Annotated in this window: 18 protein-coding genes; 12 read left to right on the top strand and 6 right to left on the bottom strand. The window is 56.4% G+C overall.

From position 1 onward, the window contains the following. Nucleotides 1–11: 11 nt before the first annotated feature. Nucleotides 12–1,535, top strand: coding sequence for a potassium/proton antiporter (locus OLTU_RS11375; protein WP_141732879.1), 1,524 nt, complete (start codon nucleotides 12–14; stop codon nucleotides 1,533–1,535). 18 nt (nucleotides 1,536–1,553) lie between these two features. Here the strand turns inward: OLTU_RS11375 and OLTU_RS11370 are convergent, their stop codons facing one another. Further along, nucleotides 1,554–2,474 carry an NAD(P)/FAD-dependent oxidoreductase gene (locus OLTU_RS11370; protein WP_176736526.1) on the bottom strand — a complete coding sequence of 307 codons (921 nt, stop codon included), beginning with the start codon at nucleotides 2,472–2,474 and terminating at the stop codon, nucleotides 1,554–1,556. 190 nt (nucleotides 2,475–2,664) lie between these two features. On the opposite strand from OLTU_RS11370, the gene OLTU_RS11365 reads away from it, so the two are divergent. The 5 genes from OLTU_RS11365 to OLTU_RS11345 all read left to right on the top strand — a co-directional run bounded on the left by OLTU_RS11365 (nucleotide 2,665) and on the right by OLTU_RS11345 (nucleotide 6,021). Then, nucleotides 2,665–3,279 (top strand): glutathione S-transferase family protein, encoded by a 615-nt coding sequence (locus tag OLTU_RS11365; RefSeq protein WP_176736525.1) that lies wholly within the window; start codon nucleotides 2,665–2,667, stop codon nucleotides 3,277–3,279. A gap of 116 nt (nucleotides 3,280–3,395) precedes the next feature. Continuing rightward, nucleotides 3,396–4,178: a DUF3750 domain-containing protein gene (locus OLTU_RS11360; RefSeq protein ID WP_141732876.1), complete on the top strand. Its 783-nt coding sequence runs from the start codon at nucleotides 3,396–3,398 to the stop codon at nucleotides 4,176–4,178. Between the two features lie 80 nt (nucleotides 4,179–4,258). After that, a complete protein-coding gene (locus tag OLTU_RS11355) occupies nucleotides 4,259–5,239 on the top strand; it encodes a hypothetical protein (RefSeq protein ID WP_141732875.1) in 981 nt (326 codons plus the stop codon). 69 nt (nucleotides 5,240–5,308) lie between these two features. After that, nucleotides 5,309–5,539 (top strand): hypothetical protein, encoded by a 231-nt coding sequence (locus OLTU_RS11350; RefSeq protein ID WP_141732874.1) that lies wholly within the window; start codon nucleotides 5,309–5,311, stop codon nucleotides 5,537–5,539. Nucleotides 5,540–5,655: 116 nt separating this feature from the next. Continuing rightward, nucleotides 5,656–6,021, top strand: coding sequence for a hypothetical protein (locus OLTU_RS11345; protein WP_141732873.1), 366 nt, complete (start codon nucleotides 5,656–5,658; stop codon nucleotides 6,019–6,021). Nucleotides 6,022–6,069: 48 nt separating this feature from the next. Here the strand turns inward: OLTU_RS11345 and OLTU_RS11340 are convergent, their stop codons facing one another. Then, complete coding sequence (locus OLTU_RS11340) at nucleotides 6,070–6,507, bottom strand: TraR/DksA family transcriptional regulator (RefSeq protein ID WP_176736524.1); 438 nt, start codon at nucleotides 6,505–6,507, stop codon at nucleotides 6,070–6,072. Nucleotides 6,508–6,674: 167 nt separating this feature from the next. Between OLTU_RS11340 and OLTU_RS11335 the strand changes: the two genes are divergently transcribed. Next, nucleotides 6,675–10,292 (top strand): hypothetical protein, encoded by a 3,618-nt coding sequence (locus tag OLTU_RS11335; protein WP_141732871.1) that lies wholly within the window; start codon nucleotides 6,675–6,677, stop codon nucleotides 10,290–10,292. An 8-nt stretch (nucleotides 10,293–10,300) separates the two neighbouring features. On the opposite strand, the gene OLTU_RS11330 is transcribed toward OLTU_RS11335, so the two are convergent. Next, nucleotides 10,301–10,678 carry a hypothetical protein gene (locus OLTU_RS11330; protein WP_141732870.1) on the bottom strand — a complete coding sequence of 126 codons (378 nt, stop codon included), beginning with the start codon at nucleotides 10,676–10,678 and terminating at the stop codon, nucleotides 10,301–10,303. A 156-nt stretch (nucleotides 10,679–10,834) separates the two neighbouring features. Between OLTU_RS11330 and OLTU_RS11325 the strand changes: the two genes are divergently transcribed. Then, entirely contained in the window at nucleotides 10,835–11,188 is a 354-nt protein-coding gene (locus OLTU_RS11325; protein ID WP_141732869.1) for a hypothetical protein, read from the top strand. 20 nt (nucleotides 11,189–11,208) lie between these two features. Here OLTU_RS11325 and OLTU_RS11320 read toward each other — a convergent pair whose 3' ends face one another. After that, nucleotides 11,209–12,546: a YihY family inner membrane protein gene (locus tag OLTU_RS11320; protein ID WP_176736523.1), complete on the bottom strand. Its 1,338-nt coding sequence runs from the start codon at nucleotides 12,544–12,546 to the stop codon at nucleotides 11,209–11,211. 230 nt (nucleotides 12,547–12,776) lie between these two features. On the opposite strand from OLTU_RS11320, the gene OLTU_RS11315 reads away from it, so the two are divergent. Further along, nucleotides 12,777–13,217, top strand: a complete 441-nt coding sequence (locus OLTU_RS11315) for a hypothetical protein (RefSeq protein WP_141732867.1) — start codon at nucleotides 12,777–12,779, stop codon at nucleotides 13,215–13,217. 221 nt (nucleotides 13,218–13,438) lie between these two features. Continuing rightward, complete coding sequence (locus tag OLTU_RS11310) at nucleotides 13,439–15,691, top strand: bifunctional alpha,alpha-trehalose-phosphate synthase (UDP-forming)/trehalose-phosphatase (RefSeq protein ID WP_141732866.1); 2,253 nt, start codon at nucleotides 13,439–13,441, stop codon at nucleotides 15,689–15,691. Between the two features lie 6 nt (nucleotides 15,692–15,697). Here the strand turns inward: OLTU_RS11310 and OLTU_RS11305 are convergent, their stop codons facing one another. Next, on the bottom strand, nucleotides 15,698–16,618 hold the full coding sequence (locus tag OLTU_RS11305; protein ID WP_141732865.1) for a LysR family transcriptional regulator: 921 nt from the start codon (nucleotides 16,616–16,618) through the stop codon (nucleotides 15,698–15,700). Between the two features lie 151 nt (nucleotides 16,619–16,769). On the opposite strand from OLTU_RS11305, the gene OLTU_RS11300 reads away from it, so the two are divergent. After that, a complete protein-coding gene (locus OLTU_RS11300; RefSeq protein WP_218109982.1) occupies nucleotides 16,770–19,589 on the top strand; it encodes a 7TM diverse intracellular signaling domain-containing protein in 2,820 nt (939 codons plus the stop codon). A gap of 95 nt (nucleotides 19,590–19,684) precedes the next feature. Continuing rightward, entirely contained in the window at nucleotides 19,685–21,055 is a 1,371-nt protein-coding gene (locus tag OLTU_RS11295) for a delta-60 repeat domain-containing protein (protein WP_218109981.1), read from the top strand. A gap of 6 nt (nucleotides 21,056–21,061) precedes the next feature. Here the strand turns inward: OLTU_RS11295 and OLTU_RS11290 are convergent, their stop codons facing one another. Then, entirely contained in the window at nucleotides 21,062–22,177 is a 1,116-nt protein-coding gene (locus tag OLTU_RS11290; RefSeq protein ID WP_141732862.1) for a hypothetical protein, read from the bottom strand. Nucleotides 22,178–22,249 lie beyond the last annotated feature (72 nt).

Raw genomic sequence — 22,249 nt, 5'->3', positions numbered from 1 at the left:
AGAGATGGCCTGTGATCGGTGTTAAACTGCAAAACTATTCGCTTGAAGCCATCCTCCTGGCCGGCTCGCTTCTGCTTATTCTCTCCGTTCTGGCCAATCGCGTTTCATCCAAGCTGAGCATGCCCTCGCTTTTGCTCTTTTTGGGAATCGGGATGCTGGCAGGATCCGAGGGACCGGGTGGCATTGACTTTGATGATTATCCTCTGTCCTTTGCGATCGGCAGCATTTGTCTCGCCCTGATCATTTTCGATGGCGGCATGCGTACCTCCTGGAAAAGTGTGCGACCGATCCTGCCTCTTGGCATTTCCCTGTCATTTGTGGGCACCGTGGTCACCGGAGTGGTCACCGGAGTCTTTGCGCATTATGTTCTTGGCCTCCCATGGATGGCAGGTCTTCTGCTGGGTGCCATCGTTTCATCCACGGATGCGGCCGCCGTTTTCGGTATTCTGCGGGCCCGGAGTCTCTCCCTGCATGGATCGTTGAAACAACTTTTGGAATTTGAAGCCGGCAGCAACGATCCCATTGCCGTATTCCTGACCGTAAGCATGCTCCTGCTTATGACCGATCCCAGCCAGGGACCAGCTTCCATTGCGACATTCTTTTTGATGCAGGCCGGCCTGGGGTTGATCATGGGCTGGCTCGGCAGTCATGTGATCCGCTGGATTATCAATCACGTCGGCATTGAATACGAAGGGCTTTATGGAGTCCTGCTGCTCGGTCTTGTGATCCTGCTGTTTGCCGTCACAGCGTCTCTGGGCGGCAGTGGTTTCCTGGCAGTTTATGTGCTGGGTCTCAGTCTGAGCAATACTCATCTTTTGCATAAGGGCAGCATCAGCCGCTTTGTCGACGGCATCGCGTGGATCGCCCAGATCCTCGTGTTTCTGACCCTGGGTCTTCTCGCATTTCCTTCGCACCTCCTGGAGGTTTGGAAGGAAGGCCTGATCCTGAGCGTCTTTATGATGTTCGGAGCCCGTCCCCTCAGTGTCCTCATCGCCTCCGCCGGCGCGCGGATGAGCCGCAACAAGCGCATCTTTATTTCGTGGGTGGGTCTTCGCGGAGCCGCACCGGTTATTCTTGCGACCATGCCTTGGACCGTCGGGATTCCCCAGGCGGAGTATTATTTCAACCTGGTCTTTTTTGTGGTTTTGATCTCCGTGATTGCCCAGGGGATCAGCATTCCTTTCATCGCGAGTCGCCTTGGTGTCACCGTTCCGCTCGAAGCGGATTCGGAGCAGCAAAGAGAAGGTCTCGAGGATTTCCTTCCCGAGGGTTTCATCCTCGTGGATATCGCGATCAAGGAGGATCCCGCCATCAATCAGAAACGCATCCTGGAATTGGGTTTGCCTTCGGGGGTTCTGCTCATCAGTCTGGAGCGCGATCAACGTTTTACCATACCCAAAGGCGATACCGTCCTCAGGGCTGGTGACCATGTAAGGGCGCTGGCCCGTCCCGATCATCAGGACGAGCTGCAGAAATTGGGAGCCGTCAGGATAGTGTCCCTGCCAGCCTCCGAGGACCATGCGGGCCTCCCGTAAGAGACCCACCCCAGCCTCTTACTCCGCCAGCGCAAAGTTCTCCTTCCCTAAAGCCTTGTTGATACCCAGGGCCGCGCGGGTCCCTTCCGCTGCGGCGACCACAGCCAGGTGCACGTCCTTGATCATATTCCCTGCGACATAGAGTCCAGGAATGTTGGTGGCTTCATAGTGACCCGTTTTCACGCCGCCATTGTCCGTGAACTCACAACCGAGGCTTTCCGCCAGCCCTGACTTTTGCGTGCAGGGCAGATTGAAAAATAAAAAGTCCCGGGGCAGACTGTCGCCATTGCGAAAGCGGATCGCCTGAAGCTTCCCATCCTGCCCTTCCAGACATTCGATGGGCTCCTCCCGCACCGCTATGCCATGGCCATCCAATATTTTCTTTTGTCGCATCAAAAGACCCGAGGGCCCATCCGTGCAAAGCACCAGATCCTGGGTCCAGCCAAAGAGCGCCCGCACCATGGTAAAACCACGGGCCCCGCGTCCATAGATGGCCGTCGGCTTCCCACGGGTTTCCCAGCCATCACAATACGGGCATTGAAAAACGCTTCTGCCAAAAAAATCCACAGCGCCCGGAATGGGCGGCAGCTCATCCGTAACGCCCGTCGCCAGGAGCAATTTGCGACCACTGGCGGTGCGTCCATCCTTCATCATGATTTCAAATTCATTCTGCCAACGATGCCCGCTCACCACTTCATCATCCCAGAAGGTCACCGTTCCCAGCGCGGCCAATTGCTCACGCCCCTTGCGCACCAGCTCCCGGGGGTTCAGGCCGTCCAGGGCAATGAAACCGTGCAGGCTTTTCGAGGCCCAGTTGCGAGGTTGATTGGAATCACAAAGCAGAACCGTACGACACGCGCGCCCCAGGACCAGAGCCGCGCTGAGTCCCGCCGGTCCGCCTCCGACTATGATGACATCAAAAAAATTTTGTTTTCGCATAGGTTCACCGCCCAAGTTCATGCAGTCCACCGGGGATCCAGCCTTGCAAGACTTGAACCGCCGTTTTCCTGTGTGAATTGACGGAATGGACCAGAGCTTGACTCCCACCTCACGCAAAGCTAGCTTGAAGGCAATTGCGATCATGCCAAGTCGGCTAAAGAGTACAGACAAAAGCTGGAGGAGACGCGGAATGATTCAGATATACGGCCCCGCAGGATCGAGTGCCGGACGCTGCTATTGGGCTTTGGAAGAGATCGGTCTGACCTACGAAGCGGTGCCCGTGAACTTTAGAAACCAGGATCATAAGAAACCGGAATACCTGCGCATGAACCCCAACGGCAAGGTCCCGGTTTTGCGTGATGGCGATTTCGTGCTGTGGGAATCCATGGCCATCAACTTTTATCTGGCTGAAAAATACAAGCCGGCCCTCCTGGGTGCGGATCTGCAGGAAAAGGCCGATATTCTGAAGTGGAGTTTCTGGGGCCTCGCAGATTATCAAAAGCCGATCATCGATGCCTTCATTCAAAAGGTATTCGTGCCCGAAGCGCAGCGCGATCAGGACCTCATCGCCCAATGTCTGGAAAAGATCGTGCCGCTCAATCAGGTCCTCGATGAGCATCTGCAGGGCCGCACCTTCATGGTGGGCACAGACTTTTCGCTGGCTGACATCAACGTCGCGTCGGTGGCCAAGCTCTGTCCCCTGATCGGCGTCGATCTCGCGAAGCATTCGGCTTTGCAACACTGGTTGCATCGCGTGCTGGAACGACCGGCTGCTCTGAAAGTCGCGCAACTCGAAAAGCGCTGAACCGAACCGCGCGGGGAGCGGCAGCTCCCCCTGGCCTGGCTCTTAAAAAGGCCTCATCCCGCCTGTGAAAAACTCGTCCATAAAATTGAGGATACTCTTCCACTGAGGCATATGGCATGGTCTTTACGCTTTTTTCGCAACGGATGCTTGTCGTTCTGGGATTCCTATCCCTGCCCGCCATCGCACAGGATTGGCGCACTGCGGATCGCAGCAGCATGGGACTTGCGTCCCTGCCAGAGAATGAACCCGATGCTCTGGTCCAGATCTATGCGGCGCGCGCTTTTCGCTGGCGTGGTTACTTCGCGGTTCACACCTGGGTGGCCACCAAGGACAGGAATGCTCCTGCCTACACAACTTATCATGTCACCAGCTTCGGTCTGCGCCGCACGGGAAGCACGATCCAGGTAAGGGAGGATGTTCCCGATCGCCGCTGGTATGGAGCCGAGCCTGATCTGCTTTACGAACTGAAAGGACCCAAGGCGGAGCGCGCCATCAAACAAATCAAAGCGGCCGTTCAAAGCTATCCCTATCACAATTTTTATAGGGCCTGGCCTGGTCCCAACAGCAACACCTTCGTTTCGCACATCATCCGGGAAAGTCCGGAGCTTCGCTTCGAGCTGCCGCCGCATGCCATTGGCAAGGATTGGATCGGCACCGGAGATTTGGTCGGCGTTTCGGAAACGGGGACCGGGGTTCAGTTCTCGCTGTTCGGGCTGCTGGGCCTGACCATGGGCCTCGGCGAGGGGATTGAGGTCAACCTCCTCGGCCTGTCTCTCGGCGTGGATATCCTGCGCCCGGCCCTCAAACTGCCTCTGGTTGGGCGCCTTGGCATGCGCGATGCAGAACCGCCATTCGGCTCCGAAGAGCCCTCGAAAGAGGTCCAGGCAAGCACTTTATAATTCCAACACTTGGGCACCGCGCTCAGCTCAGGCAAACCTTCTGTCGATAAGTTCCTTGCCCACGAACAAGGAGTTTGCCTGTGCTTCGATTCTTACTCCTCGGCGTTTTTATGATGGCCGGTTGCCATGATTCCAAGCTGAATCGTGAGATCACGGAAAAGCCTTTGGATACTGAAGAAGATAGTTCCGATCTCTCCGACAATGTCGCCATCGAACCGACCGCGATCGGCGGTGCGTACCTGATCTGTGCCGATGATCCTGCGCTTCATTCCGGAACGGGGGGCTTTGGCTGTCGTCTGGAAGACGAGCTGGGTGGCCGCCTCGAAGGTTTTATGCCCCAGACCACGGATATTGTGGCCATAATCGGCAATCAAAGTTTAACGCCTGATGTGCAGCAGGATACCAGCAGCTTCTGGCACTGGACGTTTGCTTATCAGGACAGCGATCGCAGTGCCTATACGATCAAATTCCTGATTCCGTTCCCTGGCCTGGCCAATCCTGAAACCAGCATTCTGGAGGCGCATCCCGGTCAGGCGCCCAAGGCTCCGGGAACACCGGCGACGTCGGCTCGATCTCACATCATTTTTGTGACCAGCACCGCTTATGGCATTGGCGAAGACAGTGCCCAGGAGTTCAACAGCCTGGAGAGCGCGGATGCCAAATGCAATCAGCACGCGAGCAATGCAAAACTCCCCGGTTCCTTTCGAGCCATGCTCTCGACGGCGAATACGGCCGCTCGCGATCGGATTCAACTGTCCGCTCCGATCATACTCACCGACGGCGACGTGATCGCCAACGTCAATCTCTTTTGGAGTGAGTCCCACGCCAAACCCATCATTCGCGATGAGTTCGCCAATTCCATCGGCGGCGGCACCGTGAAGGTCTGGACTGGAACCTTATCCAGTGGTCGAACAGCACCCGAGGAACATTGCGACAACTGGACAGCTACCGACAGCGACGCCAAGGGCCGCTACGGTTTGGGTGACAAAGAGGATGTCTGGATCAGCGATGGACAGGAGGGTTGTGATCAGAGCCTGCGGCTTTACTGCATCAGCCAGTAGGGGTTCGGTGTGTTGACCTGATTGATCTTCCATGGTAGCTGTAGAAAAATCCCCAGGCACGGAGGGAACATGCCAGCCACAGATCATTTGGGTAACTTCAAGTCCTGGACCACCAGTTTTCCCGTCGGGGAAACCATCTATAAAGAGCGGGAACCCTATACGGTGCTCTCCGCCGGAACCGATTTTTTGGTTCTCAAACGCAGCACCGATGGATCCATCGTCAGGATTTTCCGCAACACACCGGAAAGCTACGATTACGCCGCCTCACCCAGTCCGCACTCAAGCGGACGGGCCACATGACAGGGCCCGTTTTTTCACCCAACCTGTGGTCGAGCCCGCTCTCCATTCCCGCAAATGGCAGGAAAGCTGCATGCAATCGCATGATGTTTCATGATGCAAGCTGGAGGACGTATCTTATGACCAAGAAGCCCCTCAGTCCCAAACATACCAAGGATATCCCGCACCAAAAACGCATTGAGGAACTGGCTGCGGATGATTACGTCGAACGCGATCGCGGGGAAAACTACTCGGATAGTGATATCCTCGCGCCCCAGGGCGTGACGGTGAAAAATTCCGACAACGAATCCCGGGAACTCGGAGCCTCCAGGACTCTGGCCCAGGATGAAAACGAGGAACATGAACGCCGCGTGGAGGATCTGCAAAAACAGTCCATCGAGTGGTTGCATGAACGGGCCAAGGCGAGCGGAATTCCGGACTGGAAGCAACTGTCGAAAGGCGATCTGGTCCAACGTCTTTCTGAAAATTCCGCGCCGGCTCATTGAACCGCCTCCCAGGACAACAGGGCGCATGCCCTGTCCTGGGGTCAGGGCTCATACGCCCAGATTGCCCACATCATGCGGATTGGCTCCGGGTGCTCCCGTGTTTTGTCCCAGCTGCGCCGCGGCGTCCTTGTCCTCCTTGCAGCTGATGCAGTATTTGGTGTAGGGAATGGCCTGCAGCCGGGCATAAGGGATCTCATCCCCACACTCCTCGCAAAGTCCATAAGTACCTTGATCCATGCGGGCCAAGGCATTCGTAACCAAAGCCAGCTCGGCCCGTTCCCGACGAATCAAGGCTATTCCTTTGTCATAGTCTGGATCACCCACAACCATATCGGCAGGATGATTGTAATCAACCTGTGTCTCCTCATCCTGATCGGGCGCCAGCAATTCCCGCAGGGCATGCTCACTATTGACGGTGATGGTCTGCAGCTCCTGTTTTCTTTGTTCCAGCATTTCGCGCAGTTCGTCTATTTTTTGCTGTTCCACCTGAGTGCTCCTTTTGGAATACATAAATAAAATCAGTGGCCCTATCCTCGTCAAATCCTTGCGCAGCATAAATTGTGCCGGCTTGCGCCTCCCTCTGGATTTCGTCTTTTCTTTCCTGCCATGAACCAGTAAATATCGCCTGTTTCGATTAAAAAAGAGGATCCACCTTGTCGCAATTCCATCCCAGCCTTTGCGTGTTCGTCCTTCTCTTCAGTTCACTCGTCGCCTGCCAGAAGTTCTCCAGGGGCTTCAAGGAAAAGGCCTTTACCTGTGGCGTGGAACCGGGCCTTTATCAGGACCATGCGCATCTGCTGCAAATTCTGGATGCCGGGAATCAACCTTTGAGCCCGACGCGCATTCAAACGCTGAAGGTCGGACAGAGGCAGGACGGTCAATGGACCAGCCTTGCCATCAGTCGCGGCGGCTGTGTGGTCGTGGAGCCCGAGGCCTCACTGGATATCCTCGTCCAGGATCCCGTGCAAAATGAAGCCGCGTACCTGCATCTCGAGCCACGCGCGCCGGACCATATCCGTCTTCCTCTGCAGAAGCGTCGGGCCTTTTCCATGCGTTTCTCCTGTCCTGTGGAAGCCTACGCAGCGGATGAGCAGCTCGATCTTAACGCCTTCTACGCCGGAGATGGCGCGGCCCAGGCCGGTCTGTGGCTGACCTTCGAGGCTCATCGTTGGGATGAAGCGGTGAACACCCTTGTTCCTGAAAGCGCCCATAGCCTCTGGGATCATGCGCTCGACCAAAAATCCTTTCCCCAAAGCTTGAATATGAGATCCCTGCCGGAAGGCCGTTATAAACTCATCGCACGCGCCGGTTATCTGCAGCCGGACCAGAGCCCTCAGGATCTGCCCGTCCTCGGCCCACGCGAAGGCTGCCCCTTGCATATCATCAGGCAGCAGCCTGCGGCTCCACGCTGGGCCCAGTCCACAGCCGCGTTGCATGAAGCGCAGCCACCTGAACTCGTGGTCCCCGTCCATGAACCCCTGGCACTGATCAAGGATGCCGAACTGAAACTCGAATACTGCGTGGAAGACGCGGCCCAACCTTTGACAGGCTGCGAACCCCGCACAAACTGCAAGGGATCCGCGGCCGTGTTCACCCAGGCCGAGACGATTTCCCTTCCGGAACCCGGCTCGTGGGCTGTCTTTGCCCGCACCCGTGATGCCGCTGGTCACCTCTCACCACTCACCTGTGCCAACGTTCGCGCCTCCGCCACAGCTCCTGGTTTTTCCGTGCAATGGTCCGAACCCGCGTGGAACACGCCCTTCCCTCTTGTGTCCTTGCCGCCGGTTCAAGTGCAGGCCCTGGTCACGGATCTGCAGCATCCGGTCGTGGGCCGTCATGATCTGGAACAAAGCCTGGAATGTCGTGTGACCGTCACCTCATCCATGGGCAACGCGCGGCCGGCTCACTACAGCCGCTGTCTCAGTGGGCGTTGTGCCGGGCATGCGCTGCGCGACTGGCAACCCTGCTCGCCGCATATCACAGTGGATCTCAGTCAGGAATGGCTGCGTTCAGAAAACTGGGAAAGTTCCATCACGCTTCACGTTCGTGCCAGCGATCAGGCGGGACATCCCACCGAAGTTCGAAAAAATCTGTGGTTCTCAGGGCAACGTTGGTCCATGCACGAGGTTAAACTTCCGGGCTCAGACCCGGATTCAGAGTTCTGGGACACGCAACTGCTTAAGACCCTCGATGGAAACTTGTTCACCAATGCCGGCGGCGGGTCACGGCTCCAGCGATCCTCCACGCGTTCCGAACTCCAGTCCGACCCCGGCCTTGAGACCATGATTCAGAAGCGCCGTTTGCATCAGGTGGAACTGGTCGAGGACGCAGAGGCCGTTTCGCTTTGGGGCTTCTGGACCTTTCAGGAAAGGCATGCTCCGGTCCTGGGCAAAAAAAATGGAGAGAGCTGGATCTTCAATCCCAAACCCGAAGCGGGCGGTCCGGATCAAAACTGTCTTGCCTTCGGCCGCAGTCATCAGGCTCAGCTCCTTTGTTTGAACGAAAGCTCCCTTTCCGTGCTGGATACCCGGCTCCGCTGGCAAAAAAAGCCCTTGCTGGATAGCACGGGACATCAAATAAACTGCCCGACCGAACGACCCTTGAGTCGTCGTTATACGGAATCCAAAACTGGCCGCTGGTTCCTCTGTGATGACACGACGCTTCTGTTTCAGACGTTTGATCAGAGCCATTGGCAAAAGGCCAATCCGCCAGCTGCCTTGCTGAGCGACTATCGCAATATCTTCACCAGCGCGGATGGGGACGTCTGGATCCTTGGGAATGTGAATGACGTCGCCGCAAAAATTCTCGCGCATCACACAGGACAATGGGAGGACCGCAGTCAGGGTTTCGAAGAACCCTTGACCCTGTCGATGGACGATGATCCCGCCCATGATTTGCGCAATTTCCACAGCCTTCCTTCCGGTGCCTTGCGCTTTGGAACGCAGGCCTATGATCCCGCGGTCCAGCGCTGGCGCTCCCTGCTGCCGGACAGCCTGCAAAAATATGAAGGCCTCGCGGAGGATCATGAAGGAGGACTTTGGACCATCGTCGCGGAAAAAGCCCTGCTGCGCTTTTATCCCAGTCCTATCATCATTCCTCTTGAAATGCTCGGTCTCCAGGCCAGCTCCCGACTGATTGATGTGGCCCGGGATGGATCCTCTCTTTGGCTATCCCTGGTGCCATCAGGTTCCATCATTTATCAGGGCAATATTGGAATTTTTCAGCTGGACCTTCAACCCTGGCAGAGCCTGCCTTTTGGCTTTGTCCGCACGCCCGCCTATGACGAAGCCTGGACACAGATGATCAAGGATTCCCAAGGCCGCATGCTCCTGCAGCGGGAGAATGGTGAACTGGCTGCACTCGACCCGCACACCGGCTGGAGTCTTCTCTCGCTTCCGGCAGATCGTCCGGCTGCCTTGAAAAAGGATCTGACTCTGGTTCCGCAGGGGGAAAATTTTCTTGTGCAGGCAGCCGATGGTGATCTCTGGCTCTGGGATCTGAAATCCTTCGAGGCCATCCCAAGTCAGGGTGAATCCTGGAGTCAAGCCCCTGATCTGCGTTTCTCTCGCGTGGATGGACAGGGCCGGATTTGGGCGGACGCTCAGCTTTTGGGGGAACCCTATACCCTCTTTCAGCGGCAGGACAAACGCTGGATACGCGCCATGCGGGAACTGCCGCCTGAATGCACCGGTCGTCTCATATTTCATGAGGGGGATAGGCTGCTCTTTTCCTGCGGCGGGCGCGGCCTGGTGATCATCTATGGGGAAACCATAACCTGGCTGTCCGAGGCCTTTCCTGAAATCAATTTTCAGGATCCGGACCTCATGACTTTCACGATTCCCGTGAATGATCCCAACACACCCTATATTTTCTTCAGCACCTTCCATTTTCAAAGCAGGGAACAAATCCTCCACCGCTATGAGCCGCGTACCGGCCGCAAAACGCAGTGGACGGTCCCTGATGACGGGCGCCTGCATCTGCGCGAGGATATATTCTTCGAACACGTCCCCCTCGATTCCATTGTGCTGGATCCGCAGCAGCCCGAACGCTTTCTCATCACGACGTTCCGCTTTATTCTGCGCCCCGAGGCTGGAATCCTTAAGGTCGCGATGGATGGTGGAGACCTGGTCAGGAGCCGCGGCCTCCACCTGGAGCCCGGCTCGGGCCGGATCCTGGGGCTTGATCTGCAGCGTCATGGTGAAGTGTGGATTCTGATGCGCGAGCTGGGGCTCCTGCGTTACGATGGGATCTGGAACGCAGAAGCCCAGTAGCCGGAGTCTCATTCCTGCTTTTCAGCCCCCGGAATGCCAATGATGGATGTGGAGGAATTGGGATCACCCGGTGGGCAGTCGATAGGATCCATCCTCCCGTTCTGTTCCACATTATTGTCCGAAGGTGGCGTTGTTCCCGGAGGGGGACAATGGAAATAACCCTGATTGAGATTATTTTGTGCACTGTCAGCGCTTTCATCGGCTCTCGCCTCACGGGAACCTGGTGATGTGGCTGCAGGATCGGAATAAGGGCCTTCAGGCATAGGTTCGGGCACATTCAATGGCGTGGGATCCCGCGTGGCCTGTTGATTCTGTCGATTGCAGCCGATGGTCATGGCCACAAGAACCGAAGTGAAGAGATAGGTTTGATGTCCTGGCGTTCTCATGGTGAGCCTCCTTTATGTACGCACCCGGCCTTTTTCATGCAAATCTGCGTCCAACGAATCCGTCAGGAAGCCCATAACCCGAACCTCAAGGGTGGTACAAAGCGTGCACTGTTCCAGACAGCTTCCACGCTATCCATCTTTTGAAAGGGTCTCACCATGAAACAGAGCTTGTTAGGCACAGTCCTGATCCTTCCGCTCCTGATTTTCTCGTGTACCGAGGACCATACGGAGACGGAGGATCGCGCGACACGCTGGCAGGAGCCCACATTGCCGATCTCCAATACAAAAACACCCAGCACGAACATCAGCATCCAGGAAGGGACCATTCCCCCCATGGGTGATCGTGAAAATATTTCCCTGACCCAACCGTCTCCAGAACCCAACTGTGAATCGCTCGCGCTCATGGGATCGGATGCCAACAAAATCAATGACACCTGCGGTCTGACCGGAGTGGAATACATCAATCCTGTGACCACCTCCCAGTCCGGGACAACCCCCAGGTCGCAATAAGACGGCGAGGGAGCCCATCATCAGGCCGGGCCGGGATCCAGCAGGGCGGCCAGCGGAAGGCGGCCCTGATCCTTTTGCAGGCTCGCATGGGCTCGCTCCAGCAGCCGGTGCACGGGAAACGACTCGGAGCACGGCCGGGTTCGAAACCACTGCCGCGCCTCCTCACTCAGCTTATCCACGATCTCCGCGAGGCTGATGCGATCCAGCGGAAAACCAGGATAGACCGTCAGCTCCAGCACGTCATTGGCGACGTCATCCTTGTTTTCGGCAGGTCGCTTGACCAGAACAAGGCCCAGTTCCTCCGCAATAAACAGAGCCTCGCGCACCCAATACGGAGGCGCATCCAGCTCGACCGCCAGATTTTTCCCGAGGGTTCCCGCGCCGCGCTCTTTCAAAAAGCGGGTTCCCACCAGCAAAACGCAGACGAGGGGCATCACCGCACGGACCTGGAGATCCCGGAGATGGATGGCCTCATCTTCAATCTGCTTGGATGGAACGGCCTCGTCCGCGCGTTTCACGCGAAAGCCATGATGCGTCCGCCAGGCGATGATCGCGCTGAAGAGAATGACAAACCAGGCAAGATAAAGCCAAAGCAGAAAGAGCGGCACCACCGCCAGGGCTTCATAAATATTCTGATTCCATTGGCTGTGGGTGGAATAAAGGCCAAAACCTGCGGAAGCCAGCCGAATCATGAGCGTGGCCGAGAGTCCGCCGACCAGAGCCGCCTTGAAGGAAACATGACAGTTGGGGCCGATTTTGTGCAGGACGGTAAAGAAAACAAAAGTCGCGGCCAGATTCACCAAAAAGGACAGCGTGCCGCCGACAGCGTCCGGTGCCGTGGCTCCCGAATAAGGCAGGCGCTCCAGCACATGAAGCTGGGAAAAGGCGGCCACAACAACAGAAATGCAGACGGTGCCAAGGGTGGTCGTGATCCAAAAGAACAGGAAGCGTTTGAGAAAAGGCCGTGTATGAGGAACCTGCCAGATGCTGTTCAGAGCCAGCTCAATATCATGCAGAAGGATCACGATCAGCACAATCAGAGTCATAAATCCGGTCAACCCGATTTTCGCCACATCGAGATTGGCTAAAAAAGTCTCAAGCAGCTCCACCATCGACTGGCCGGAACTCGGAGCCAGGTTTTCCAGAATAAAGACCTTGAAAGTAGCAAACCAGCTGGCATCGGGAACCGCGATCGGTTGAAAGGCCGAGATGATGGCAAAGGTCAAAGCGAGAAAGGGGATGATCGAACCCAGGGTCATGTAGGACATGCTGCTGGCATGCAACAGCAGATTGGTCTGCTTGATATCGTGCCACAGGGTGCAGAGGAATCCCCAGATTTTGTGCAGTCCTGCGGGCATGTGCTTCCAGTGAAACCATTCCCTTGTTGTTTGAAGCCATGCCGGGTTGGACATACAGTTTCCCTCGCCGGAAATCGCCGGCCTCCTTCATCCCTTGCAGCATCCATTCCAACTGACGCGCTGTACCTCCCTTTTTGACGATGCATGACAGCGAAGGCACGCATGTTGCATTGCTGATCGACGTGATTCTCTTGCGTATTTTTCACACTACCCATCAAGGAGTGACACACATGACCGTTTCCTTGCTACGCAACCTGGCCCTGGGGATTTCAACCGTGCTCCTCGCAGCGGCTTGTACCTCATCTCAAAGTGACATGACAACGGACCGCACGGGCGAGGTTGCCGCAGGCGACCAGGATACTGCTCGCGAGAATGTGAAAGAAGGCTGGCAGGATGTGAAAGAAGGAACGAAGGAAACTGCCGACGACGTCGGCCAGAAGACCCGCGAAGTCAGCCGCGAAGTCAGCGCGGAAATCAAGGAAGCCGGCACGGAAATGAAAGCCAGCGCCTGCCCTGTGATCGGCAATCGCAACACCAAACGCTACTACACGCAGACGGATAAGGACTATCCCGAAATGCTGAAGGGCGAAAAGATATTGAGTGCCGACAATCGCGAATGTTTCATGACAGAGCGCGCGGCCCTTAATGACGGTTACATCAAAGCGCGTTAAGACAAGTTTTTTCCAGGACAATGCGCTTCATCTGAAGAGCGCATTGTCGCGAGAATTCTGCCTTTTAAGCTGAGACTCTGATCCGGCAAGTAAGAAATTCTCCTCATTGTTCCGCAGCGATACATAACAAAAAGCTATGGAACCCATACGATAAAAATATTGTACAAGAATCGCCATGATACCGATTCTTAATAGGAATTTGTGCGGCAAAGGAGGAGCCAATGAATCGGCTATTTATCGTATCACACCGCCTTCCTTTCAGCGGATGTTTTGACAATGGTGAGCTCCGTCTTAAGCCCTCTGTGGGCGGCCTGGCGAGTGGCCTTCTGCCTTTATTGAACGAGAATACCATCTGGCTCGGCTGGGATGGTTTGACGCAAAAAATGAGCAAAGCACAGAAGACCATGGTCAATAAGGCCTTCCAGGACCAGGGCTGCGCCACAGTACGATTGCCCATGCGCGCTCATCATGCGTTTTACAATGACATTTCCAACGGCGTGTTCTGGCCTCTCTATCATAACCAGACGGGCCGTTTGCCTCTCACTCTGCCCCACTGGGCGGACTATCAACTCATCAATCGTCTTTTTGCGGATCGACTGGCGGAACTCGTGAAACCGGGTGACACCGTTTGGATCCAGGATTACCACCTCCAGCTTCTGCCTAAAATGATCCGCGATCGTGATCTGGGTGTTCACATCTCCTTTTTCATGCATATTCCTTTTCCTCCGTCGGAAATCTTTCGGATGCTTCCGATCCGCGACGAAATCCTGGAAGGCATGCTGGGAGCTGACACCATTGGTTTTCATACCCAGGGCTACGCCGATCATTTTAAGCAGGCGGTGGAAAGCATCGTCTCCCATCCGCGCGTTCCGGATGGGCTCATGGTCCATGGTCGCAAGGTTTCGGTCGTGGCCGCACCTTTGGGTGTTGACGGCTCGCGCTGGGCAGAGATCGCTGCGCACGAGGAAGGGGGCACGCTGGTCGAGGCCATTGATAAAATGCGGCAGGACAATCCTGAGCTGAATGTTCTCTTTTCAGTGGACCGGCTCGATTACACCAAGGGCCTGTCCCGCAAGTTTCTGGCTTTCGAACGACTGCTCGAGCTGCATCCTGAACTTCTTGGGAAAATCACGCTCATCCAGATTGCACCGACCTCGCGGGATGAATTGCCCGCCTACAGTCGCTGCAAACAGCAGGTGGAACAGCTGATTGGTTCCATCAATGGACGATTTGGTGTTCCCGGTTATCAACCCATCCAGTACTTCGCTTCGGCTTTCAACGCCGAGGAACTCGGCCAGGCCTATGGTAAGATCAATGTGATGCTGGTGACACCACTGATCGACGGCATGAACCTCGTGGCCAAGGAATTTGTCGCTTCCCGCGCTGATCTCGACGGCGTTCTGGTTTTAAGCGAGTTTGCCGGCGCGGTCGATGAAATGCGGGACGCTCTCATTGTCAACCCCTATGATATCGATGCCACAGCCCAGGCCATGTACCAGGCGCTGACCATGCCCCAGAGCGACAGGATGCTTCGTATGAAAAAACTCAGAGAGGCCGTTATGAAGTTTAACGCCAGAGAATGGGTTCAGCAGTTTTTCAGTCGAGCCCCCAGGCCTTTGCCGGCACCGGGACCCGAGCCGGAAAAGGTTTTTTTGCAGGCTCATGAACTGCCTGGTCTGGTGTCCAGGCTCAAGGCTCCCCTGGCGCTTTTCATTGATTACGACGGCACCCTGTTTCCCATCGTGCGCCGCCCCGAGCTGGCCTCACCGGATGCCAGCCTGATGATGCTGCTCAAAAGACTCAGCCACACCCCTGGCATCGAGGTCCACATCGTGAGTGGCCGCCGCTTTGATGAGCTTTTTCATTGGTTCTATCGCCTGCCACTTTACCTGCATGGTGAACACGGCGGCATTTCCTATGATCCGCATACCCGGCAAAGGAGTTTGCTGCTCGATCCCAAGCGGGATTTAACGGCACTGAAAAGGGTCCACGATCTTTTCGAAACCTATAAGGACGTCTACAAAGGGCTGCTGGTCGAGAAGAAGGCGTTTTCCATCGTGCTCCACTATCGCATGATGGAACAGGGTCCGGTCGAGCCCATGCTGGAGGCCCTGACGGCTGAAATCCAGGCTCTGGAAGGCGTGGACATGCTCGAAATCCTCCAGGGGAAAAAGAACCTGGAAGTGCGCGCCAAAGGCATCAGCAAGGCCCACGTGGTGCAAAAACGCATGCAGCGTGGCGACCCCATTTCCTGCATTGCCATCGGCGATGACACCACCGACGAGGATATGTTTCGGGTCATTCAGGAAAACGGCATGACCCTGCGCGTCGGCGGCGAATCCTCCAAAGCCCAATATCGGCTGCGGGACAGCGCCATGGTTCGGGAATTTCTGCGGGTGCTGGAGGTCCATCTCAGCCATGAGACAAAGTCCACGCGCCCCTTGAACTTCGTGGCTCCAGCCGGCGTGAAGTAAGCGGCCCTAGGTTTTGTCCTTATAGATTCGGAAATAATCACGGATATCCGTGTTGATGAAGTCGAGCTGACGCTTTTTGTGGATGATCTGGTAAATGGAATGAGTCCAAAGTTTTTGGCTCTCATTCAATTTCACCAGAGATCCACTGGTTAGCTCTTTTTGTATATAGGGTTTCGGCAGAAAGGCCACACCCAGTCCCTCGACGGTGGCGCGCACCACAGCCGCCAGGATATCGCTTTCAAACACCATGGTCTGCCGGATCCGGGCCTTTTGAAGATAAATCTCCGTCTCGACCCGCAACTTTTGATCCTCCATCGGCAGGACCAGCCCCAGATCCAGCTGCTGGAGCCGCTTCGCCAGCGTCTCCCGGGCCGTGCTCTTCCGATAGGGCTTCACCACTTTCGGGGCCGCGACGGCAATCACCGGCATGGGGATTTCCGCGAGCACCGTAAAATCATCGCCGTGGGCTGAGTGATTGCTGAGCAGCACATCCAGTTCACGCCAGCGCAGCTGTTCGAGCAGAACCCGGTGTTTACCCGACCTCATGCTGACCTGGGTCTTCTGATTCTTCAGGCTGGTGCGGAAGATCCGCTGGATTAAATTCACCACAAACGGCCGTTCCAGCTCGTCCCCGACCCCGATCCGAATGCGTTTCTGCATCCGGCTTTCCTTGCTCAACAGAAAATTATGAAGATCCTCGACATGATCAAACATCTTGCGGCAGATGGAATAGAGCACCTCTCCATCCTGTGTCAGGGCAAGGCCCCGGCCGACCTTCTTGAAGAGGATGCGATGGGTATGAGCCTCCAGAGCCTTGATCTGCGTGCTCAGGGAGGGCTGCGCGATGTGCAGGTACTGGGCGGCTTTCATGATCCCGCCCAGACGGGCCACGGTGTAAAAATAAAAGAGATGATTGTAGTTGTACATGCGAATCCTTGGCTATCCCATTCCCTTGTCAAACCCCATCCTATCCTACCGGCAACTTTTTACCTATTCAGATGCGTTCTGAAAAGGCCGTTACGCTGTGGGGAACACATCAGAGAAAGGGACGGTCCTGAACATGAGACCCGATGGCACCATGAGAGCATCACCGCCACAGCCGCCTGGCAGGCGATTCGGGACTCTTGCGCTCGGCGCTCTGCTTCTCTGGACGTTCAGCGCCGGTCCCCTGGCAGCGGCTGAGCCGCCCTCCGCGCTCGATGTGGCCGCAGCCTTGACCGAAGGCCGGACCGTGAAGCTGACAGGACCCTGGGAATTTTTTCCCGAAGCGCTCGTGGAACCGGGGGATACCCGAACCGCTCTCCACACTGCGGAGGCCGGCAAGGTCTGGGATGCGGCCGAAGCACAATGGGGACTGAATCCTCTGAAGGGCTTTGCCAGCTATCGTCTCCGTCTGCAGGGATTCCCCGAGGCGCCTGAGGCTTATGAGCTGGCTGTCCGCAGTGTTGCGTCGGCTTACAAGGCGTTTCTTTATCCTGAAGGCCGGCCGGAATCGGCCATTATTTTTCAAAACGGCAAGGTCGGCACAAAGCTCGCCGAATCCATACCTGCGATGCTGCCGCGCGTGATGACCTTTCAACCCGCTGGACCGCACGAGGTGTGGGTGCTGCTGATCCAGGTCTCCAATTTTCATTACGGACGCTCCGGCCTCTGGGTCAGCCCTGAAATCGGCCCAGGAACCTATTTGAGTCGTGCCTATCACCTGGAGCATGAATCCTATCTTCTGGCGGTTGCGGTTCTCATGGTGATGGGGCTTTATAACCTCGTCATGTATCTGCGCCGTCCCGAGGACAGGGCCAGCCTTCTGCTCTTCTGTTTTTGTTTGATGTCAGGCTTAAGGGCTCTGGCGGCTGGTTACCTTCTGGACTACTATGCGGATCAACCCCGACTGATCCTCTATCAATGGAAGGCCTGGCTGGAATATGCGGCAGTCCTGGCCGGACCGCTTTCATTCATGGCGTTTTTAAACAGCACCTTTCGCGACCAGGTGCCTCAGCTTTTCCTGAAGATTCAGTTGATTCTGGGAGCCATCGGGCTGCTTTCCACCATGGTGCTGCCGTTGGACGTTTATTCCCGGGCGCTGCCGTACTATCAAATCTATGCTTTGGTGAATGCGGTTCTCTGTTTCCATATCATGGTCAAGGCCATGTATGGGAAGAGCAGTGGGGCACTTTACGCCTTCAGCGGCACGGTTATCATGATCGCAACGCTGGCCTACGATATCCTGATCGTCTATGGTCTGCTCCCCTATCCTTACCTCACGCAATATGGAACCTGCGTCTTCATCTTTATGGAAAGTCAGGTCGTGGCCAAACGGTTTGCGCTTGCCTTTCGCACGGCTGAGCGCCTGCAGAAGGATCTGACCGACGAGGTGGACCGGCAGACGCGTTCCATTCGCTCCATATTGAATACCATGGAGCAGGGGCTTCTGATCATTCAGCCGGATCTCACCATTCATGAGGAATACTCCCAGCATCTTGAAATCATATTTGAAGTCCAGGACCTTAAGGAAACGCCAGCCATCCCGCTCCTTTTTGCCCAAAGCACCTGCGATCAGGAGCTGATCTCCCAGGTCGAAAGCATTTTGATCGCTTCCTTTGGTGAGGACCTCCTGTGCTGGGAACTGAACGCCTCGCACCTGCCGCGAGAAATCACCCTGAGTTCAGCTCAGAGCAGCCGGAAGATTTTGGAACTTGAGTGGGCTCCCATGTTGAATAAACAGAAAACGGTCGCACAGATCCTTGTCACCGTGCGCGATGTCAGTTCCGTGCGGGAACTGGTGGCAGGCAAGCAGCAGCATGAAGAGGACCTGCTTGTGATGAGCGAATTGATCGCCATCAAACCCAGTCTTTTCCAGCGTTTCGTGCGACAGGCCAACGACACCATGAATAACGCCCAGACCCTGTTCCAGGATGAAGCCTTGCCCGCCCGTGAGCGGTATGAACGCCTGCTGATTCTCTATCACACACTCAAGGGTTCGGCGCGCAGTCTGCCCTTAAAACGACTGACATCCCTCGTGCATGACGCCGAGGAAACCATTAAGCAGCAAATCCAGGATCCGGAGCCGGATCGGGTCCGGCTGTTCACGCTGCATCATGGCATTCGGGTGGTGCTGGATCGTTATGCCCAGCTGGAGCGCGATCTCATGTCCCGCGCCATCCCCGTTGCGAATGAAGGCCAGCTGCATGAAGACGATGTTCGCCTCCTGCAACAATGCCTGCTGGCACCCCCTGATTCCGCAACATGGCAGAAGCTGTCCGGACAATTGGGACCCAGGCTGTTCGTCCGTCTGGAGGACATGATCCAGGATCTGATCGAGGACGCAGCGACGCTCGCCGAACAGCTCGGCAAGGCCCGCCCCGACTTTCACCTGACTCTGCCACGCTCCTGGCTGCATCCCGACGCCGAGCGCGCTCTGCGGCAGGCGATGACTCATATCATACGAAATGTTCTCGATCACGGTCTGGAATCCCCGGCCGAGCGTCTCGCGCAAGGAAAAAATGCGGCGGGACTCATCAGTCTGGAGCTGCAGAAAGAGAATGGCGCCTGGACCCTAAGGATCTGGGATGACGGCCGCGGTCTGCAACTGCAGCGCATTCTCGACAAGGCACGGGCAGCGGGTCTTGTGCCGGCAGGAGTCCAGTGGTCACCCGCGCAAATCGCCGAATTGATTTTTGCCGCAGAAGTTTCCACCGCGGAAGCCGTTACGGAAATTTCAGGACGTGGCATCGGCATGGCCGCCGTGCGTCATCTCCTGAAAGAAATCGATGCCCACATTGCAATCCGAACGCTGGCCGAACCGAAAACCGGCGGCTGCCCCTTTGTTCTGGACCTGGTTCTTCCGCCTCACGCTCTCCTGGATTTTCCAAACCGGGAGCATACGGCTCATGCCTCCTAGGTAATATACCTAGCAGCCGAAGCCCTGGAATTCTGATAACACTGATGCCGCCTTGACTTTCATTGAAGCAGGAGGATGAAGTGAACTCAGACATCATGAGGACATGCAAAAGAGTAGGGAATAAGTTCGTATCGGTTGCCGCCTTGCTGGTCGTCGCGCTGCTGGTCGATTGGGGCGCCGGCATCCAGGCCGATCCCACGGTTCGAGCCGCTGGGGAGCTTGATCCGGCCTTTGGAACAGGAGGCATGGTCGGGATGGACTTCGGCGGCGGTGATGGCGAAGTTTTTGGAATGGCCCTGCAACGGGATGGGCGCATCGTGCTCGCCGGATCCGGACGACCCAGCTCCAATCGTCTGGTGGATTTCGCGTTGATGCGCCTGAGACCCGACGGCAGCCTCGACACCGGTTTTGGCGTCGGCGGCAAGGTCACCACATCGTTCACGGAATACTACGGTTCCGCAGCGAAGGCCGTTGCCGTGCAGCCCGATCAGAAGCTCGTGGTCGTAGGCTATGCCCGCAATCTTTCCTATGCCCATGATACCTTTGCGCTGGCCCGTTACGACAGCAGCGGACGATTGGATCCCACCTTCGGTACCAATGGAAAAGTGCTGACGCCGATCTATCCGCAAACCGGCGCCGGAGTCAACGATATGGCCCAGGCCGTGGCCATTGCCCCCGATGGAAAAATCGTGGTCGCTGGCGTCACCGGCACATTCCTCGCCGACTTCGCCGTCGCGCGCTATCATCGTGATGGCTCACTGGATACCAGCTTCGGCGGCGACGGCACCGTGGTCACCGATATCGGAGGGCAGGACAGTGCGAATGCCGTTCTCATTCAACCGGATGGCAAAATTCTGGTGGCCGGCGGTGGCTGGACCAGCGGGCCCCATGTAAATTTCACGTTGGTGCGTTACAACAGCAACGGCAGTCTCGATACCAGCTTTGGAAGCGGCGGCATTGTCACGACGGATTTTAACGGCGGAGCGGATCGCGCGCAGGGTCTCGCGTTGCTGCCCGATGGTCGGATCGTGGTGGCAGGTGTGGGCCAGGTCAGTGGCGGATGTTTTCCCAATCCCTGTGAACGCTATGGAGTCGCGCTCGCGCAGTATCACGCCGATGGCACGCTGGATACCAGCTTCGGATCAGGCGGCGGCGCTCTCTATGATTTTCTCTCCACGTCAGGAACCTATGCGCTGGCGCGACGTGCGGATGGGAAATTGGTGCTGGGTGGACATCACGGCAACGAGGACTTTCTGATCATCCTTTGTCACGCAAACGGGGCTCTCGATGAAAGCTTTGGCGGTACGGGCGCTGTGGTGGTCGGGTTCGGTCCCGGCGCGGACCGGGCCAACGCTCTTGCCATCCAGCCGGATGGCATGATCGTGGCGGCAGGTCGCGCGGCACCGGATACACTTCTGTCCCAGTTCGGGGTTGTGCGGATTCAGGCGCCACCGCACAATCGCTGACAGAACTTATTCCTGGTCGGGAGCTTCAGCATCAGCCGATGGCGAAGCTGCGGCTCCTGAGCCTCCGGTATAACTGACCTTGCTGACCTTGACGGATTTGGAGGCCACAGCAGGGTCGGAATAGAAAATAACCCGGACCGGGGTCGCAAGATTCGTGAGTTTCCAGGCGGTACGACCGCAGAATCGGCTTGATCTCCAGCCCGCAGCATCTTCCACGATCACGTGATCGTATTCACACTGGGGATGAGGTTCGGTATCCACGGCCACCGAGAAATTCACATAGCGGCCCTGTGCGCTTGGGAGGGTCATGAGTACCTTGGCTTCATTGTGACCGAAGGGACCAAAGCTGGCCACATTTTCAGGAGCGGGAGTTGGTGTGGGTCGTGGTGCGACGGCTCCACCATTGGTGCCACCGCCGAGTTGCGGATAGAGATACTTAAGACCGGCCACATCTCCTGCGGAGAGTTTCGTCAAACTTGAGTTGTGACAGTAGTTCATGATGGAATTCGCATCAAACGCACCGACGTAAACCGTCCGATCGGTATTGCGAACCTTATCCTCATAGTCGCCGCAACCGGGAGCATCCGTTCTTTCATGCTCATGCAATAGACCCAGGGCATGGCCGAATTCATGAACGGCCGTGGCGCGGGTTTGGGTCACAGCAAAATTTCTGGACCAGGCGCTTGCCGCAGGATAACGACCATCCGCGCTGATATCAAGACGCATGGTACCACCGGCACAACGCGTGCCGCAGGAATATGGCGAAGCTCCCACCATGGAAAGACCACCACCGGCTGTCACGCGACCACTACCCCAGTTGTGAACACGGCTGAAGTTCACCCGGATCACACGCGCATTCATATCAGCTGAGGTGCAATTGTCCCAACCGGTAAAACCAATACCCGCTTTGCTGGCATAATCAGTGGTCACGTGCGACTTCACATCATTGAAAAGTTCATCCGAAACTTGACTGCGGTTGATGATACAAACCGGAATAGCCTTGGGATTGGGCCACTTGTTCTGGTTCAAGACCACGGAGCTCGTATCGGACGTCTCCGTATTCTGCTGACCGCAGGCGAATGCCCCCAGGAAGACCATGACAGCTGTGATTCTACATTTCATTATCAACTCCTACGTTGAGTGAAGGGTTTCAAACCCGCCAGTGCAAAGATTACTCCCGCGTAAGGAAGTTGA

It is taken from the genome of Oligoflexus tunisiensis (genome assembly GCF_001748245.1).
Taxonomy (GTDB): Bacteria; Bdellovibrionota_B; Oligoflexia; order Oligoflexales; family Oligoflexaceae; genus Oligoflexus; species Oligoflexus tunisiensis.
Note: the sequence above shows the minus strand (reverse complement) of the source record. Positions and strands in the feature narration are given on the sequence as shown.

Coding starts and splice junctions, on each gene's coding strand:
- OLTU_RS11330 (WP_141732870.1), bottom strand. CDS start 10,678: ATGAGAACGCCAGGACATCAAACCTATCTCTTCACTTCGGTTCTTGTG.
- OLTU_RS11300 (WP_218109982.1), top strand. CDS start 16,770: ATGAGAGCATCACCGCCACAGCCGCCTGGCAGGCGATTCGGGACTCTT.
- OLTU_RS11310 (WP_141732866.1), top strand. CDS start 13,439: ATGAATCGGCTATTTATCGTATCACACCGCCTTCCTTTCAGCGGATGT.
- OLTU_RS11365 (WP_176736525.1), top strand. CDS start 2,665: ATGATTCAGATATACGGCCCCGCAGGATCGAGTGCCGGACGCTGCTAT.
- OLTU_RS11360 (WP_141732876.1), top strand. CDS start 3,396: ATGGTCTTTACGCTTTTTTCGCAACGGATGCTTGTCGTTCTGGGATTC.
- OLTU_RS11290 (WP_141732862.1), bottom strand. CDS start 22,177: ATGAAATGTAGAATCACAGCTGTCATGGTCTTCCTGGGGGCATTCGCC.
- OLTU_RS11350 (WP_141732874.1), top strand. CDS start 5,309: ATGCCAGCCACAGATCATTTGGGTAACTTCAAGTCCTGGACCACCAGT.
- OLTU_RS11305 (WP_141732865.1), bottom strand. CDS start 16,618: ATGTACAACTACAATCATCTCTTTTATTTTTACACCGTGGCCCGTCTG.
- OLTU_RS11315 (WP_141732867.1), top strand. CDS start 12,777: ATGACCGTTTCCTTGCTACGCAACCTGGCCCTGGGGATTTCAACCGTG.
- OLTU_RS11370 (WP_176736526.1), bottom strand. CDS start 2,474: ATGCGAAAACAAAATTTTTTTGATGTCATCATAGTCGGAGGCGGACCG.
- OLTU_RS11325 (WP_141732869.1), top strand. CDS start 10,835: ATGAAACAGAGCTTGTTAGGCACAGTCCTGATCCTTCCGCTCCTGATT.
- OLTU_RS11295 (WP_218109981.1), top strand. CDS start 19,685: ATGAGGACATGCAAAAGAGTAGGGAATAAGTTCGTATCGGTTGCCGCC.
- OLTU_RS11345 (WP_141732873.1), top strand. CDS start 5,656: ATGACCAAGAAGCCCCTCAGTCCCAAACATACCAAGGATATCCCGCAC.
- OLTU_RS11320 (WP_176736523.1), bottom strand. CDS start 12,546: ATGCCCGCAGGACTGCACAAAATCTGGGGATTCCTCTGCACCCTGTGG.